This is a genomic window from Pseudonocardia ailaonensis (assembly GCF_039531635.1).
In the GTDB taxonomy this organism is placed as follows: Bacteria; Actinomycetota; Actinomycetes; order Mycobacteriales; family Pseudonocardiaceae; genus Pseudonocardia; species Pseudonocardia ailaonensis.
Genome location: NZ_BAAAQK010000028.1, coordinates 360,381 through 376,334 on the forward strand (window position 1 = coordinate 360,381; position 15,954 = coordinate 376,334).

13 protein-coding genes are annotated in these 15,954 nt (G+C 72.9%); 7 read left to right on the plus strand and 6 right to left on the minus strand.

Annotated features, from left to right (window positions below):
• Positions 1 to 64: 64 nt before the first annotated feature.
• Both sucD and sucC read right to left on the minus strand, forming a co-directional pair.
• Positions 65 to 952 (minus strand): succinate--CoA ligase subunit alpha, encoded by an 888-nt coding sequence (gene sucD / locus ABD324_RS34080; protein WP_344426899.1) that lies wholly within the window; start codon positions 950 to 952, stop codon positions 65 to 67.
• Between the two features lie 11 nt (positions 953 to 963).
• Positions 964 to 2,151 carry an ADP-forming succinate--CoA ligase subunit beta gene (gene sucC / locus ABD324_RS34085; protein ID WP_344426902.1) on the minus strand — a complete coding sequence of 396 codons (1,188 nt, stop codon included), beginning with the start codon at positions 2,149 to 2,151 and terminating at the stop codon, positions 964 to 966.
• Between the two features lie 249 nt (positions 2,152 to 2,400).
• On the opposite strand from sucC, the gene ABD324_RS34090 reads away from it, so the two are divergent.
• Together ABD324_RS34090 and ABD324_RS34095 are read left to right on the plus strand one after the other, a co-directional pair.
• Complete coding sequence (locus ABD324_RS34090) at positions 2,401 to 3,375, plus strand: lipase family alpha/beta hydrolase (protein WP_344426904.1); 975 nt, start codon at positions 2,401 to 2,403, stop codon at positions 3,373 to 3,375.
• Positions 3,376 to 3,698: 323 nt separating this feature from the next.
• A complete protein-coding gene (locus ABD324_RS34095) occupies positions 3,699 to 4,490 on the plus strand; it encodes a M23 family metallopeptidase (protein WP_344426907.1) in 792 nt (263 codons plus the stop codon).
• A 560-nt stretch (positions 4,491 to 5,050) separates the two neighbouring features.
• On the opposite strand, the gene pcrA is transcribed toward ABD324_RS34095, so the two are convergent.
• Entirely contained in the window at positions 5,051 to 7,387 is a 2,337-nt protein-coding gene (pcrA, locus tag ABD324_RS34100; RefSeq protein ID WP_344426910.1) for a DNA helicase PcrA, read from the minus strand.
• A gap of 210 nt (positions 7,388 to 7,597) precedes the next feature.
• On the opposite strand from pcrA, the gene ABD324_RS34105 reads away from it, so the two are divergent.
• From ABD324_RS34105 to ABD324_RS34115, 3 genes are all read left to right on the plus strand, one after another.
• The gene (locus ABD324_RS34105; RefSeq protein ID WP_344426913.1) at positions 7,598 to 7,882 is read left to right on the plus strand and encodes a chorismate mutase; all 285 of its coding nucleotides are present in this window, start codon (positions 7,598 to 7,600) and stop codon (positions 7,880 to 7,882) included.
• 77 nt (positions 7,883 to 7,959) lie between these two features.
• Positions 7,960 to 8,265 (plus strand): hypothetical protein, encoded by a 306-nt coding sequence (locus ABD324_RS34110; protein WP_344426916.1) that lies wholly within the window; start codon positions 7,960 to 7,962, stop codon positions 8,263 to 8,265.
• Between the two features lie 302 nt (positions 8,266 to 8,567).
• Complete coding sequence (locus ABD324_RS34115; RefSeq protein WP_344426919.1) at positions 8,568 to 10,238, plus strand: hypothetical protein; 1,671 nt, start codon at positions 8,568 to 8,570, stop codon at positions 10,236 to 10,238.
• 62 nt (positions 10,239 to 10,300) lie between these two features.
• On the opposite strand, the gene ABD324_RS34120 is transcribed toward ABD324_RS34115, so the two are convergent.
• Together ABD324_RS34120 and ABD324_RS34125 are read right to left on the minus strand one after the other, a co-directional pair.
• Complete coding sequence (locus ABD324_RS34120; RefSeq protein ID WP_344426922.1) at positions 10,301 to 10,978, minus strand: response regulator; 678 nt, start codon at positions 10,976 to 10,978, stop codon at positions 10,301 to 10,303.
• Complete coding sequence (locus tag ABD324_RS34125) at positions 10,975 to 12,234, minus strand: ATP-binding protein (RefSeq protein WP_344426925.1); 1,260 nt, start codon at positions 12,232 to 12,234, stop codon at positions 10,975 to 10,977. Before ABD324_RS34125 ends, ABD324_RS34120 begins: the two co-directional genes overlap by 4 nt.
• Before the next feature lie 145 nt (positions 12,235 to 12,379).
• Between ABD324_RS34125 and ABD324_RS34130 the strand changes: the two genes are divergently transcribed.
• Positions 12,380 to 13,927, plus strand: coding sequence for a PspC domain-containing protein (locus ABD324_RS34130; RefSeq protein ID WP_344426928.1), 1,548 nt, complete (start codon positions 12,380 to 12,382; stop codon positions 13,925 to 13,927).
• A complete protein-coding gene (locus tag ABD324_RS34135; RefSeq protein ID WP_344426931.1) occupies positions 13,920 to 14,126 on the plus strand; it encodes a hypothetical protein in 207 nt (68 codons plus the stop codon). Before ABD324_RS34130 ends, ABD324_RS34135 begins: the two co-directional genes overlap by 8 nt.
• A gap of 118 nt (positions 14,127 to 14,244) precedes the next feature.
• On the opposite strand, the gene guaA is transcribed toward ABD324_RS34135, so the two are convergent.
• Positions 14,245 to 15,849, minus strand: coding sequence for a glutamine-hydrolyzing GMP synthase (gene guaA, locus ABD324_RS34140; protein ID WP_425565963.1), 1,605 nt, complete (start codon positions 15,847 to 15,849; stop codon positions 14,245 to 14,247).
• Between the last annotated feature and the right edge of the window lie 105 nt (positions 15,850 to 15,954).

The following is a 15,954-nucleotide window of genomic DNA, read 5'->3' on the forward strand; positions in this document are numbered from 1 at the left end:
CGACAGCAGAACGCGCGGGGCCGGGGAGGGTTCCCCGGGCACCCGCGCGTCCACGAGAGGCTGGTCAGAGCCCCTTGACGATCTCCTTCATCAGCGCGGCGGTCTCGGACGGCGTCTTGCCGACCTTGACCCCGGCGGCCTCGAGGGCCTCCTTCTTCGCCTGCGCCGTGCCCGCCGAGCCGGAGACGATGGCGCCGGCGTGGCCCATGGTCTTGCCCTCGGGGGCGGTGAAGCCCGCGACGTAGCCGACGACCGGCTTCGTCACGTTCTCCTTGATGTAGGCCGCGGCCCGCTCCTCGGCGTCTCCGCCGATCTCGCCGATCATGACGATGGCCTTGGTCTCCGGGTCCGCCTCGAACGCCGCGAGGGCGTCGATGTGCGTGGTCCCGATGATCGGGTCGCCGCCGATGCCGATGGCGGTGGAGAAGCCGAACTCCTTGAGCTCGTACATCATCTGGTAGGTCAGCGTGCCCGACTTGGACACCAGGCCGATGGGGCCGGGGCCCGCGATGTCGGCCGGGATGATGCCCGCGTTGGACTTGCTCGGCGAGATGATGCCCGGGCAGTTCGGGCCGATGATCCGGGTGACGTTGCCCTTGGCCACGGCGTGCGCCCAGAAGTAGGCGGAGTCGTGCACCGGGATGCCCTCGGTGATCACCACGGCCAGCGGGATCGCGGCGTCGATGGCCTCGAGCACGGCGTCCTTGGCGAACTTCGGCGGCACGAAGATGACCGACACGTCCGCGCCGGTCTCCTTGATCGCCTCCTCGACGGTGCCGAAGACCTTGAGGTCCTTGCCGCCGATGGTGACCGTGGTGCCGGCCTTGCGCGCGTTCACGCCGCCGACGATGTTGGTGCCCGCCGCCAGCATCTTGGTGGCGTGCTTGGTGCCCTCCGAGCCCGTGAGGCCCTGGACGATGACCTTGGAGTTCTCGTTCAGAAAGATCGACATGTCAGGTTCCCTCAGACCGCAGCGGCGAGCTCGGCGGCCTTGTCGGCCGCGTCGTCCATGGTGCCCACGACGGTCACCAGGGGGTGGTTGGCGTCGGCCAGGATCTGGCGGCCCTCGACGACGTTGTTGCCGTCCAGGCGGACGACGAGCGGCTTGGTCGCGCCGTCGCCCAGGATCTTCAGGGCCTCGACGATGCCGTTGGCCACCGCGTCGCACGCGGTGATGCCGCCGAAGACGTTGACGAAGACCGACTTGACGTCGTCGTCGCCCAGGATGACGTCGAGGCCGTTGGCCATGACCTCGGCCGACGCGCCGCCGCCGATGTCGAGGAAGTTGGCGGGCTTCTGGCCGCCGTGCTTCTCGCCCGCGTAGGCCACGACGTCCAGGGTGCTCATCACGAGGCCCGCGCCGTTGCCGATGATGCCGACGGTGCCGCCGTCGAGCTTCACGTAGTTGAGGCCCTTGGCCTTCGCCTTCGCCTCGAGCGCGTTCTCGGTGCGCTCGTCGACGAGCTCGGCGTGCGCCGGGTGCCGGAAGCCGGCGTTCTCGTCGAGGGTCACCTTGCCGTCGAGGGCGATGACCTTGTCCTCGGGGTCGCGCACCAGCGGGTTGACCTCGACGAGGGTGGCGTCCTCGGCGACGAAGGTCTCCCACAGCTTGACGATGACGTCCGCGGCCTGCTCGGCGACGGCGGCGGGGATCTTGCCCGCGGCGACGATCTCGTCCGCCTTCGCCTTGTCGACACCGGCGATCGCATCAATGGCGATGCGCGCGAGCGCGTCCGGCCGCTCGACGGCCAGCTGCTCGATCTCCATGCCGCCCTCGGCCGAGCACATGGCCAGGAAGGTGCGGTTCGACCGGTCGAGCAGGAAGGAGAAGTAGTACTCCTCCGCGATGTCGCTCGCCGTGGTCACCAGGATCTGGTGCACGGTGTGGCCCTTGATGTCCAGGCCGATGATGTCGGTGGCCTTCTCCTTGGCCTCCGCCGGCGTGGTGGCCAGCTTGACGCCACCCGCCTTGCCACGCCCACCCGTCTTGACCTGGGCCTTCACCACGACCGCGGTGCCCAGCTCGGCGGCGGCGGCCTCGGCGGCCTCCGCCGTGTCCACCGTCTTGCCCGGAAGCACCGGGACTCCGTGGGCGGCGAAGAGATCCTTCGCCTGGTACTCGTACAGGTCCACTCGGCTCTCCCGATTCACGTCGCTGTTCGGATAGCGACCCGCGTGTCCTCCGCGCGAGGTGCCCGCACGTCAGACCTACTCCGCTCCGGCACCCTAGCCACCGGCCCGGGGCGGCATGACCTCTGCCCTGGTGACGTCACTCACCGAGAGCGCCGGGCCTGGGGATCCGGGGCCCGGTGTGAGCAACCACGCGTCCCCACCGGGGGAAAGTTGATATTTCTCCGCGGTGACCACAGCAAAACGGGCGTGTATCGCTTACCGTTGGGTATGGCGCCGGTCACAGAAGGCCTGCACCGCCTGGCCAGGACCGCCGGCGGTGCGCGCAGCGTCGTGACGACCGCCGCGCAGGAGTCCGTCCGCGCGGCCGGCTACGCGCTGCGCACCTTCACCTCACCGGCCGGACTGCGCGGGCTCGTGCAGGAGAGCGCCTGGCTGGCGGCCCATCTCGTGCTGTACCCGGTGGGGCTCGCACAGGAGACCGTCCGCCAGCCCAGCGGCTACCGCACCGACGACCTGCCGCCCGCGCAGCGCAGCCTGGTCTGCGCCGATCTCGAGGCCGCCGGCACCCCGATCCTGCTGATCCACGGGATCATGGACAACCGCTCGGTGTTCACCGTGTTCCGGCGCGCGCTGCGCAAGCGCGGCTTCGGCGTGGTCCACGCGATCAACTACAGCGTGCTGACGGGCGACCTGCGCAGCGCGGCCCGCGAGGTCGGCGCGCACGTCGAGAAGCTGCGCGAGCTCACCGGCTCGCCGAAGGTGCACATCGTCGGGCACTCGCTGGGCGGGGTGATCGCGCGCTACTACGTGCAGCGCCTCGGCGGCTCGGAGTTCGTCGACACCCTGGTGACCCTCGGCAGCCCGCACACCGGCACCGCCACCGCCTACCTCATGCCGACACCGCTGGCCCGCCAGCTGCGGCCGGGCTCGGACGTGCTCGCCGAGCTCGCCGAGCCCGCCCCGGACTGCCCCACGCGCTTCTACGTGGTCTGGAGCCGGATGGACGAGATGGTGGTCCCGCAGCGCAACGCCCGGCTGCACCACCCGGATCTCGACGTCGAGGAGCTGGAGGTCGACGACGTCGGCCACCTGTCGTTGCCCGTCGACTCGCGCACCGTGCACCACGTCGCGAACCGGCTCGCCCGTCGCGGAGAGTCGCCGATCCACCCGGTCAGGCAGCGCCGCGCGCGCCGGGAACGGCTGGCGGACACGCAGCGCGAGCGTTCCAGCCCCGCCTCCTGATCCGATCGGGGACGAACGCGACACACCGCCGGGGTGGGTTTGCCGCCGCGCCCGGGGCCCGCTACGTTTGCTCCGTTCGTGTCACGGCGCGATCACGACGGCGCGGCCCCGACCCCGATCGGAGCCGCCAGGGTTTCCCCGAACCCACGCCGGCGTGAGCGGGCCGGGGCGTGGACCCCGAGAAGGAAGGACAGGTTTCGGTGCGCCACCGCTCCCCAAGCGGCGCCCAACCGGTCCCCCGGAACGTCGCGGCACCCCGCGCGGCGTCGGCCCGGGGTGGTCACCGGCTGCCGGCGCCACCCGCGTCCTCCCTGCGCGTCCGCATGACCGTGGCCGCCTGCGCCGGCGGTGCGCTCGTCGCGGCCGGCCAGACGATGCTCTCCGCCCTCGGCGGTCCCGTGGTCGAGACGGACCCCTACGAGAAGCTCGCCGCCAACGCGATGCTCCCGGTGGCGGACGAGACCGTCGCCGCCCCCCGCACCCCTGGCACCACCGCCGCCCCCACGACCGCCGCGCAGGCGATCGGCGCGGAGCAGCTCACCGGGGTGCCGCAGGCCCTCCCGGTGCTCGACCAGCGGTCCGAGGTGGACGTCGCGAGCCTCGCCAAGGCCGTCGACATCGGCTCGAAGATCGCCTCCACCGCGCGGCAGATGCAGGCCGCGCTCGCCGACGGCGCCCCGCAGGCCGTGATCCAGAAGGGCCGGTCCTACGTCCTGCCCACCACCGGCCGGTTCACCTCCGGCTTCGGCGCCCGCTGGGGCGTCACGCACTACGGCATCGACCTCGCCGCCCCCATCGGCACCCCGATCTTCGCCTTCACCGACGGCGTGGTGGAGGAGTCCGGGCCCGCCAGCGGCTTCGGGATGTGGGTGGTGCTCAAGCACCCGGACGGCACGCACACCGTCTACGGCCACATCAACCGCTCGTTCGTCACCGTCGGGCAGACGGTGAAGGCGGGCGAGGAGATCGCCGAGGTCGGCAACCGCGGCCAGTCCACCGGCCCCCACCTGCACTTCGAGATCTGGGACGCCAACAAGAACAAGGTCAACCCGCTCCCGATCCTGACGGCGATGGGCCTGCGGGTGACCGGCCCCGGAGACGGCGCGGGCGACTGAGCCCCAGCTCCGCACTATGGAGCCACAACGCACGTTTCGACTCCCGGGCCTGTCCATTGTGGCTCCATAACGCTGTGGCTCGATAACGCTGGGCTCCATGACGCTGTGGCTCCACAACGCACGCTTCGACGGGTTCAGCTCGCCGGCCGCAGCCCGACTTCCCCGACCTCCCACCAGGCTCGCCCCGCCCCACTCTCCCGTGGTGATCATCAGGACCTGACTGTCGTCCCGGCCCGACCACCGGCCCCGAGATGTCCTGGCGATCATGCCGAGTAGTGATCATCAGGGCGTGACTGTCGGATGATCATGGAAAATTCGCAGTGAGGTCCTGGTGATCTTCGCGAGGGTGCAGCGGGGTCCTGGTGATCATCGGGAGGGTGCTCAGGGCCTGATGATCACCGGGCTGGCGCGCTGCTGCGCCGCCGTCGAGCACAGGGATTGGACCCTGAGGTCCTGATGATCAAGCCGAGCCAGCTCGGCCGAGCTTGCCGAGCCGGGCTGAGCCGGGGCGGGGCGCGGTGCTGGCGCCTCCGCCCGTGATCATCAGGACCTGACGGGCCTCAGAGTTTCTGGAGCGGGACTCCGCCGATCAGCATGAGGCGGACCGTGCCGGCGGAGCCGAAGTCGATCGTGACCGTGGCCCGGGCGCCCACGCCGTCGGACGCGGTGACCGTGCCGAGACCGTACTTGTCGTGGTTGACCCGGTCCCCCACCTCGAGATGGATCTCCGCGTTCATGGTGCGGGCGGGGACGTTCCAGTTCCCGCGGTCCGTGGCCTGGGGGCGGCGGCCGAAGCCGAAGCGGCCCACCGGCGCCGAGGGGCGTTCGGGCTCCGAGCGCTCCCAGTCGACGAGATCGTCCGGCACCTCGTCGAGGAACCGGGACGCCGGGTTGGTGCTCGGCTGGCCGAAGGCGCTGCGCACGATCGCCCGCGACAGGTACAGACGCTGCTGGGCGCGCGTGATGCCCACGTACGCCAGCCGGCGCTCCTCGGCCATCTCGTCCGGGTCCCCGAGCGAGCGCATGTGCGGGAAGATCCCGTCCTCCCAGCCGGTGAGGAACACGACCGGGAACTCCAGGCCCTTCGCGGTGTGCAGGGTCATCAGCGTGACCATGCCCTGGTCGTCGTCCGGGATGGAGTCCGCGTCGGCGACCAGCGCCACCCGCTCCAGGAACGCGGCCAGCGAGCCGGGCGGCGGGGCCCCCACCTCGACGTCGCTGTCGTCGAGGTCCGCGACCGCCGCGTCCCCCGCGAACTCCCGCGCGACCGTGACGAGCTCGGCGAGGTTCTCCAGCCGGGTGCCGTCCTGCGGGTCCTCGCTCGCCTCCAGGGACTCGGTGTACCCGGTGCGGCCGTAGACGTTCTCGAGGATCTCGGCCGTCTCGTCGCCCCGGTCCACGCCCTCGCGCAGCTCGTCGATCATCCGCTGGAAGCCGGCGATGTTGCGCTGCGACCGCGTGGCCAGCGCCGGGAACCGCTCGGGCTCCTCGGCGGCGACGCGCAGGGCCTGGCTGAACGAGATCCGCTCGCGCTCCGCGTACTCCGCGACGAGCGCCTCGGCCCGGTCCCCGATGCCGCGCTTGGGCACGTTGAGGATGCGCCGCAGGCTGACCGTGTCCTCCGGGTTGGACAGCACGCGCAGGTAGGCCAGCGCGTCCCGGATCTCCTTGCGCTCGTAGAACCGCACGCCGCCGACGACCTTGTACGGCAGCCCGATCCGCAGGAACACGTCCTCGAAGACACGGGACTGCGCGTTGGTCCGGTAGAAGACGGCGATGTCGGAGTTGCGGAACTCCCCGGAGTCCACCAGCCGGTCGACGGTCTGCCCGACGAAGCTCGCCTCGTCGTGCTCGTTGTCCGCGACGTACCCGACGACCTTCTCGCCGTCCCCCTGCTCCGACCACAGCCGCTTGTCGCGGCGGTTCGGGTTGCGGGCGATGACGGCGTTGGCCGCGGACAGGATCGTCTGCGTGGAGCGGTAGTTCTGCTCCAGCAGGATCGTGGTCGCGTCGGGGAAGTCCTGCTCGAACTCCACGATGTTGCGGATGTTGGCGCCGCGGAAGGCGTAGATCGACTGGTCCGAGTCGCCGACGACGCACAGCTCGGCCGGCTGCGCCCCGTCCGTGGCCGGCGCCACCAGCTCGCGGACCAGCGCGTACTGCGCGTGGTTGGTGTCCTGGTACTCGTCGACCAGCACGTGCCGGAAGCGGCGGCGGTAGTACTCGGCGACAGCGGGCAGCCGCTGCAGCAGCGCCACCGTCTCCATGATCAGGTCGTCGAAGTCGAAGGCGTTGGCCTGCCGCAGCCGGGTCTGGTAGGTCGCGTAGACCTCGGCGATCTTGCGCTCGTGCTCGTTGGTCGCGCGGGCGGCGAAGTCCTCCGCGGTGATGAGCTCGTTCTTCAGGTTCGAGATCTGGCCCGCCACAGCGCGCGGCGCGAACTGCTTGGGGTTGAGGTCCAGGTCCCGGGTGACGATGCCGATGAGCCGGCGGGTGTCGTCCGCGTCGTACACGGAGAACGCGCTGCGGACGCCGAGGTGCTTGGCCTCGCGGCGCAGGATCCGCACGCACATGGAGTGGAACGTCGACACCCACATGGCCTGGCTGCGGCGCCCGACCAGCGCGTCGACCCGCTCCTTCATCTCGGCCGCGGCCTTGTTGGTGAAGGTGATCGACATGATCTCGCCGGGGTGCACGCTGCGCTCCGCGAGCAGCCAGCCGATCCGGTGCGTGAGCACGCGCGTCTTCCCCGACCCGGCCCCCGCGACGATCAGCAGGGGGGTGCCCGCATGGGTGACGGCCTCGCGCTGCTTCGGGTTCAGCCCCTCCAGCAGCGCGACACCGCGCTTCGTCTTCGGCTCGACAGCCATACCGGGGAGTTCGAACAGAGCGCTCATCGTGTCGAACACGGTACCGCCGCGCCCCGACGGAATCCGGCCAGGCTGTGGCAGACTGTCCCCCGTGCACCGCGAGCAGCGATTTTTCTACGGGTACCGGATTCCGGCACCCGTCGCTCGCTGACACCAGCAGCCACGACCCCGGAGTCCATCGGACCCGGGGTTCTTCGCTGTCGGGGGCCGGTGGACGCAGCACGAAGGAGTAGACAGATGTCCGTGTCCAACGAGGTGCCCACCGACGTCCCGACGCAGGAGGAGATCGCGGAGCTGCGGCTCGAGATCGACCGGTTGGACGCCGACATCCTGCGCCTGGTCAAGCGGCGCACCGCCGTGTCCCGGCGGATCGGGGTGGCGCGGATGGCCGCCGGCGGGCCCCGGATCGTCTACAGCCGCGAGATCGCGGTGCTGTCCCGCTTCCGCGAGCTGGGCGCCGAGGGGCGCGAGCTGGGGATGGTGCTGCTCCGCCTCGGGCGCGGCCGGCTCGGCGGGCGCTAGGAGCGGTCAGGTCACGACTGGGTCCGACCTGAGGGAATACCCGCACGGACCAGCGCCGCCGTGGCACTGTGGAGGACATGGGGATCGTCTTCACACTGGTCGCGCTGGTCGGGCTGCTGGCCGCTCTCGGACATGTCGGTTACGTGGCGATGCTGAACAACGCCGCGAAGAAGAAGGGGGCGGCCGGGACGGAGATCGCCCGGTACTCGCGCAGCCGGTTCCCGGTCGCCGCGGGCGCCACGGGCGTCTCCCTGCTGGGCCTGCTGCTGACCTCCGGCGGCACCGTCACCGCGATCATCGGGATGATCATCGCGCTCGGCGGCGGCGCGATGGGCTACCGCGGGCTGCAGCAGGAGCGGTCGAAGTACCCGACCTCCTCCTGAGCGGCGGTACGGCTACACGTGACGCCGCACGCAGTGTCACGAGCAGTAGGGACCGCGAAGCGTTCCGTGACCAGATCGTGATGCGCCCAACGGCATCCACTCGGAGTCACTGACCTGCGCGAACGGCGGATGCCTCAGGCTCCGTTCGGCTGTGGACGCGTTGAGTGGTCGCCGTCACTCGATGAACGGGGTTCACCCGTTCGCGTCACCCGCGGTGAGCGGGCGAATGACACTTGGTGAACGACTGGCTACTCCGGTACACCTGATCGGGCACGTTCCGTCCCGAAGGAGGCCGTACCGCCGTGGCAACGTACGAGCACCGCGTCGGCAATCCGTTCCCCGCGCGGAACCCCGTGAGCGTGGCGGAACTGTTGCGGCGCAACGTTCCCAGCCAGCGCGGCGCGGCCGACACACCGATCACCGGCACAGCGGGCCGAGCCACGGAGCCCGCCGCCGAGGTCGTCGGGAGCGCCGACGCCGACCGCCGGCCCCTGCCGAGGATCCCCGCGCCGCGTCCGGCGCCGGAGGAGCCGACGGACGCCGCACCGGCGGCCGCGGACGTAGCGAGCGCTGCTCCGACTGCCACGGTCGCGGCCGAGTCCGCGATCTCCCGCACCGGTCAGATCGTCTCGGTCGGGGCGCTGCTGCGGCGCGAGGGACGCGCGCCGCACGCCCTGGACCGACCCATCCAGCCCCGGCCCGCCCAGCTCGGCCGCCGCAGCCCCGTCGCCGCGCGCCGGGTCACCGTCGCCACCGGCGCCCTGATCGCCACCGGGTCGGTGCTCGCCGCCGCGATGTTCACCGAGGCCGCGGGGCGCGACTCCGCCGCCCAGGAGGCCCTCGACGGCACCTACCCGGGCCTGCGGCTGCCGGACGGCAGCGCCGGCGGGGCCACCGCCGCGAGCATCATCGGCCTCCCAGGGGCCGCCTCCAGCGCCGCGTTCACCAACGTCGCCTTCCCGTCCGAGCTCACCGCGCCGGCCACCGGCGCGACCGTCGCGGCCCTCGGGACGGGTGCCGCCCGGTCCGCCGTCGCCCCGGTCACCGGCCCGGCCGCGCCCGCCTTCGTCGGCCCCGTGCAGAGCACCCCGGCCGCCGGCGGCTCCGCCCCGTCGTCGGGTGGCGGCCTGCTGGCCCCCGTCCTGGGCGACCCGGGCACCGGCGGTGGCGGTTCCACCGGGAACAGCGGCGGCACCGGCGGGAACCCGGGCAGCGGCCCGCTCACCGGGCTGCCGCCCGTCGTGGGCGGTGTGGTCGACGGTGTGGGCGGCGCGGCCGCCCCGATCGCCCCGATCACCCAGGGCGTCACGGACACCGCCGGCGGGGTCACCGAGGTCGTGGTCGGCACCGCGGGCCCGGTCGTCGGCGCCGTGGGCGGCACGGTCGGCACCGTGACCGCGCCGCTGGCCCCGGTCACGCAGGGCGTCGTCGGCACCGTCGGTGGGGTCACCGGCGCCGTCGGGGACACCGCGGCCGGGGTCGCCGCCCCGCTCGCGCCCGTGGTCCAGGCCGCCGCACCCGTCGCGCAGGTCGCGGCGGACACCGTCGTCGCGCCCGTCGCGAACACGGTCGCCCCGGTCACGGACCTCGCCAAGCCGGTCGTCCAGCCGCTGGTGACGGCGGTCAAGCCGGTCACGGACCCGGTGCTCGGCGTCGTCGGCGGGGTCACCCAGCCGGTCCTCGCGGCCACCGCGCCGGTCACCGGCCCGGTCCTCGGTGCCCTCGCGCCGGTCACCTCGCTGGTCGACGCAGCCCCGCTCACGGGATCGCCGTCCCAGCCGAGCGCGCCCTCGGGCACCACCTCGTCGACGAACACCCAGCCGGCCGCCCCGCAGCCGACCGCCCCGACCGCCAGCTCGGGCAGCGGCAACCTGCTCAAGGACACGACGTCGGACGTCGGGACCAAGGTCGTCGCCCCGGTCGCGCAGACCGCGAGCTCCCTCACCGCCCCGATCGGCTCGCTCCTCGGCTGATCGCCACCTCGGACCCGACCGCGCCGGACACGGCCTCGACGGGTCCGAGGTGGTGATCTCCGTCAGACCAGCCGGCGGTCCGAGGCCCAGCGGGAGAGCTCGTAGCGGTTCGACATCTGGGTCTTGCGGAGCACGCTCGACACGTGGGTCTCGACCGTCTTCACCGAGATGAACAGCTCGCCCGCGATCTCCTTGTAGGCGTAGCCGCGGGCGAGCAGGCGCAGGACGTCCCGCTCGCGCTTGGTGAGCAGGTCCAGCTCCGGGTCCACGGCCGGGGCGGCGCCCGGGCGGTCGGAGAACGCGTCGAGGACGAACCCGGCCAGCCGCGGCGAGAACACGGCGTCGCCCGCCTTGACCCGGCGCACCGCGTCGCCCAGCTCGCGGGCCGAGATCGTCTTGGTGACGTAGCCGCGGGCGCCGCCGCGGATCACGGCGATGACGTCCTCGGCCGCGTCGGACACGGACAGGGCGAGGAACACGACGTCCGGCTGCTCGGGACGCACCCGGGCCAGCACCGCCGCTCCCCCGCCGTCCGGCATGTGGACGTCGAGCAGCACCACGTCCGGCTTCAGGTGGCCGATCCCGGCCACCGCCTCGTCGACGGACCCGGCCTCGCCGACGATGTCCAGCGGCGGGTCGCCGTCGGCGCCGCGCTCCAGCTCGGCGCGGACACCGGCGCGGAAGAGCCCGTGGTCGTCCACCAGGAACACGGTGATCGGATCGGCGGTCGGCTCGGTCATCCTCGGGCGTCCTCTCGCTGGTCGGCCCCGGTCAGGGGCATGCTCAGGTGCACCTCGGTGCCCTCGCCCGGCGTGGTGCGCAGGCGGACGGTGCCGCCGTGCCGGTCCATCCTGCCGTGCACGGAGTCGGCGAGCCCGTGCCGGTCGTCGGGAACCGTGTCCGGGTCGAAGCCCTTGCCGCGGTCCCGGACGAAGACGTGCACGCTCTCCTCCTCCACCTCGACGTAGACGCTGACCTCGCCGACGCCGGCGTGCTTGGCCGCGTTGACCATCGCCTCCCGGGTGGAGAGAACGAGCGCGCGCAGGCCGTCGTCCAGCGGGTGGTCGCCGACGATCACCGGGTTGACCGTGATCGCGTAGGTGTCCTCGACCTCGCCGGCCGCGGTGCGCAGGCTCTCGGCCAGGCTCTCCTCGAGGACCGGTTCGCCGCCGCCGGAACGGCCGTAGCCCTGCGGGCCGTAGAGCCAGTGCCGCAGCTCGCGCTCCTGGCCGCGGGCGAGGCGCTGGACCTCGCGCGGGTCGTCCGACTGACGCTGGATCAGGGCGAGGGTCTGGAGCACGGAGTCGTGCAGGTGGGCCGCGATCTCGGCGCGCTCCGCCGTGACGATCCGCTCGCGGCGCTCCTCGCCGAAGTCCCGGGCCAGGCGGACCCACCACGGGACGGTGAGCACCCCGACGCCGATCAGCGTGGCCACCACCACGAGCACGCCGAACTGGATCTGCCCGAGGTTGAGGTTGCCGAGCAGGAACACCACGATCCCGGCCGCGACGAACAGCGCGCCGGCGAGGATCCGCAGCACCGCGTTGCGCCCGCCGCCGAGGATCCCGCTGCGCGCGCCGGTGGTCCACCGGCGGCGCTGCGCCTCGTCCGCCTCCCGCCAGACGACGGCGGCACCGATCGCCGCCACCCCCAGCGGCCCGACGATCCAGCCGACCACCTGGTTCTGCAGCGCCGCGGCGGCCAGCCCGACCGCCAGGCCCAGCGCGGCCAGGCCCATGGCCTGCTGGCGCTCGCTGCGGCTGATCTCCCGGCCGACGTCCGCGGCCTCCTGGCGCACGAACACCCAGAGCAGCCCGTAGGCGAGGATCCCGGCCCCGTTGGCCGCGGTCAGGACGACGAAGGCGGCCCGGACCCACAGGACGTCGACACCGAGATGGTCGGCGACACCACCCGCGACGCCCGCGACGAGCCGCCCGTTGCGACGGCGCGCCAGGGGCGTCCGGGCCGAAACCTGGGGCACGGCAGTCCTGGTCACACGTCCATCGTCACACGCGGGACGAGCGCGGGCATCGGGGTTCGTCCCCGGGGTCTTCTCCGGGTCGTCCCCGATACCCTGGGTGCCCCCGGGCGAGGAGGGTCTGTGCCATGAACAGCGCTGACAGCGCCTTGGGGGGCTCGGCATGAACAGCACGGACGTCGGCACCACGCTGCGGGAGATGTGGGAGACCCGTCCCGCCCGGCCGCGGCACGACCGCAAGATCGCCGGGGTCGCCGGCGCGGTCGCCCGCCGCTACGACATCGACCCGACGCTCGTGCGCGTCGGCTTCGCCGTCGCGGCGGTCTACGGGATCGGGATCGCGCTCTACATCGCCGGTTGGGCGCTGCTGCCCGCCGCGGACGCCGACGACCCGCTCGACGGTGCGCCGACGGCGACCGGGGCCCGCTCGTCGGGGACCACGCCGAACCCCGTCCTGCTCGCCGTGCTGGCGATCGCGCTGATCGCCAGCGGCGGGATCTTCTGGGGCCACGACGGGGGCTTCGTCCTCCCGACCCTCGCGGTCCTGGCGCTGCTGTTCCTGCTGCACCGCAGCCGGGCGCACAAGGGGATCCCGGGTGGGCAGGCGCCGGGCTCTGTCGCCGCGGGGACCACGGGGACCGACGGGACGGGCACCTGGAACCCGGACGCGCCCACGGTCCGGACGCCGGCCGGGCAGGAGCCGGGCTCCGTCACGACCGCCCTGAGCACGCCGTCCACGGACACGTCGTCCACGGTCACGTCCGCCCAGACCACGACTTCCACGGGCACGACTGCCACGGGCACGACGTCCAGGGGCACGGCCGACACCGACGGGGACGCGCCCACGGTCGTGACCGGCTCCGCGGTCGACGGCGGCCCGGCTGCCGCGACCGACAGTGCGAGCACCCCGGCCCCGACGAGCGGGACCGACCCCCAGACTTCCCGGGACCCGCTGGGCCCCGACCCGCTCGACCGCGGCGCCCCGCCCTCCTGGGACCCGCTCGGCGCGGCGCCGTTCGCCTGGGACCTCCCGGAGCCGGCGGCGCCGGAACCGCCGCCCGTCCCCGTCCGCAGGCGGTCCCGGGTCACGCCCGTGACCCTCGCGCTCGCCGTGCTCGGCGGCGGTGTCGCCGGAACGGTCCTTCTGCTGACGGGTGCCGGCCTGGCCGGCGTGCCCACCGTCCTCGCGACGGTGCTGGCCGTGCTCGGGATCGGCCTGGTGATCGGGGCGTTCACCCGCGGCGGCCGCGGCCTCATCCCGTTCGCGCTGGTCGTGGCGCTGCTGACCTGGGGCTCGCTCGCGGCGAAGACCCCGCTGTCCGCCTACGGCAACGGTGTCGGCGAGATCCGCGCGACCCCGGCCACGGTGGCGGCGCTGCAGCCGAGCTACGACCGCGGCGCCGGCTCGATCGAGTTGGACCTGCGCGGCCTCGACCTCACCGCGGCGCCCGGGGGCGACGCCGGCCCGATCCGCATCCCCGTGAACGTCGGGCTCGGCGAGATCAGCGTGACGCTCCCGCCGAACGCCGACGTGACCGTCCACGCGCACGCCGACCTCGGCGACGTCACGGTGCTGGGCAGGGACCAGGACGGCTCGAACATCGACGTCAGCTCGATCGACGACCTGGGCACCGACGGCGTCCGGTCCGGCCGGCCGCTGATCCTGGACCTGCGCACGGGCCTGGGCAGCGTGGAGGTGCACCGTGGCTGAGCGTCAGGAGTCCCGTCCGGCCCGCCGGATGCCCGACCTGCTGTGCCTGATCGTCGGGCTGGTCAGCCTGGGGATCGCCGGCTCCGGCTTCCTCGGCCACACCCCGGACCTCTCGGGCTTCGACCTCCGCTGGGTCCTCGCCGGCGGCGCGGTCCTGCTCGGCGTGGTCCTGCTCGCCGCAAGCGTCCGCAAACGCTGAGCACGCCGCACGAGCGAACGGCGCTCTCGTTCACACCTGGTGAGCGAGGGCGCCGTTCAGCTGCCCGGTGAGCGAGCGGCGCGTTCGCTCATACCTAGTGAGCGGGAGTGCCGTTCGCTCACTCCCACTCGATGGTGCCCGGCGGCTTGCTCGTGACGTCCAGGACGACCCGGTTGACCTCGGCGACCTCGTTGGTGATCCGGGTGGAGATGCGCTCCAGGACCTCGTAGGGCAGGCGCGTCCAGTCCGCCGTCATCGCGTCCTCGGAGCTGACCGGCCGCAGGACGATCGGGTGGCCGTAGGTGCGGCCGTCGCCCTGGACGCCGACCGAGCGGACGTCCGCCAGCAGCACGACGGGGCACTGCCAGATCGTGCGGTCCAGCCCGGCGGCGGTGAGCTCCTCGCGGGCGATCGCGTCCGCCGCCCGCAGGGTCTCGAGCCGCTCCTTGTCCACGGCGCCGATGATGCGGATGCCCAGGCCGGGCCCGGGGAACGGCTGCCGCTGGACGATCACCTCGGGCAGCCCGAGCTCGGCGCCGACCGCGCGGACCTCGTCCTTGAACAGCGCGCGCAGCGGCTCGACCAGCGCGAACTCGATGTCGTCCGGCAGCCCGCCGACGTTGTGGTGGCTCTTGATCGTGGCGGTGCCGGTGCCCCCGCCGGACTCGACGACGTCCGGGTAGAGCGTGCCCTGCACCAGGAACCCGACCTCGTGATCGGCCACGACGTCCGCGGTGGCGGCCTCGAAGACCCGGATGAACTCCCGGCCGATGATCTTGCGCTTGGTCTCGGGATCGGTGACCCCGGCGAGCGCGGCGAGGAACCGCTCCTCGACGTCGACCGTGTGCAGCGTGGCCCCGGTGGCGGCGACGAAGTCCTTCTCGACCTGCTCCCGCTCGCCCGCGCGCAGCAGCCCGTGGTCGACGAACACACAGGTCAGCCGGTCGCCGATGGCGCGCTGGACGAGCGCCGCGGCCACCGCCGAGTCGACACCGCCGGAGAGCCCGCAGATCGCGTGCCCCTCGCCGACCTGCTCGCGGATCGCGGCCACGGTGTCGTCGATGATCGACGCGGTGGTCCAGCTGGGTGTGATGCCCGCGATCTCGTGCAGGAAGCGGCGGAGCACCTCCTGGCCGTGCGGGGAGTGCCCGACCTCCGGGTGGTACTGGACGCCGGCCAGCCGGCGGTCCACGTTCTCGAAACCGGCCACCGCGACCCGGTCCGTGGACGCGGTGACGGTGAAGCCCTCCGGCGCCCGCGTCACGGAGTCGCCGTGCGACATCCAGACCGGGTGCTCGGTGGGCAGCCCGTCGTGCAGCACCCCGGAGGCCTCGACGTGCATCGACGTGCGTCCGTACTCGCGGGTGCCGTCCGGCGCGACCTCGCCGCCGAGGGCCCGCGCCATGGCCTGGAAGCCGTAGCACATGCCGAACACCGGGATCCCGGACTCGAACAGCGCGGCGTCGACCTCCGGCGCTCCCTCGGCGTACACCGAGGACGGCCCGCCGGAGAGGATCACCGCCGCGGGGTTCCGCGCGACGATCTCGGCGACCGGCGTCGAGGACGGCACGATCTCCGAGTAGACCTGCGCCTCCCGCACCCGCCGGGCGATGAGCTGCGCGTACTGGGCGCCGTAGTCCACGACGAGAACGGTCGGGTTGTCCACCCCACCAGGGTAAACGGCGACCGCCGTCACTCCTCCCCGGCGTGCGCCTCCACCCATCGCGCGGCCCGGCGCACGTACTCGGCGTCCTCCGAGCCCGCCCGACCCCCACGCCGAGATGAACCTCAGGGCGATTCGGCCGGGGCCGGAATCGCCCTGAGGTTC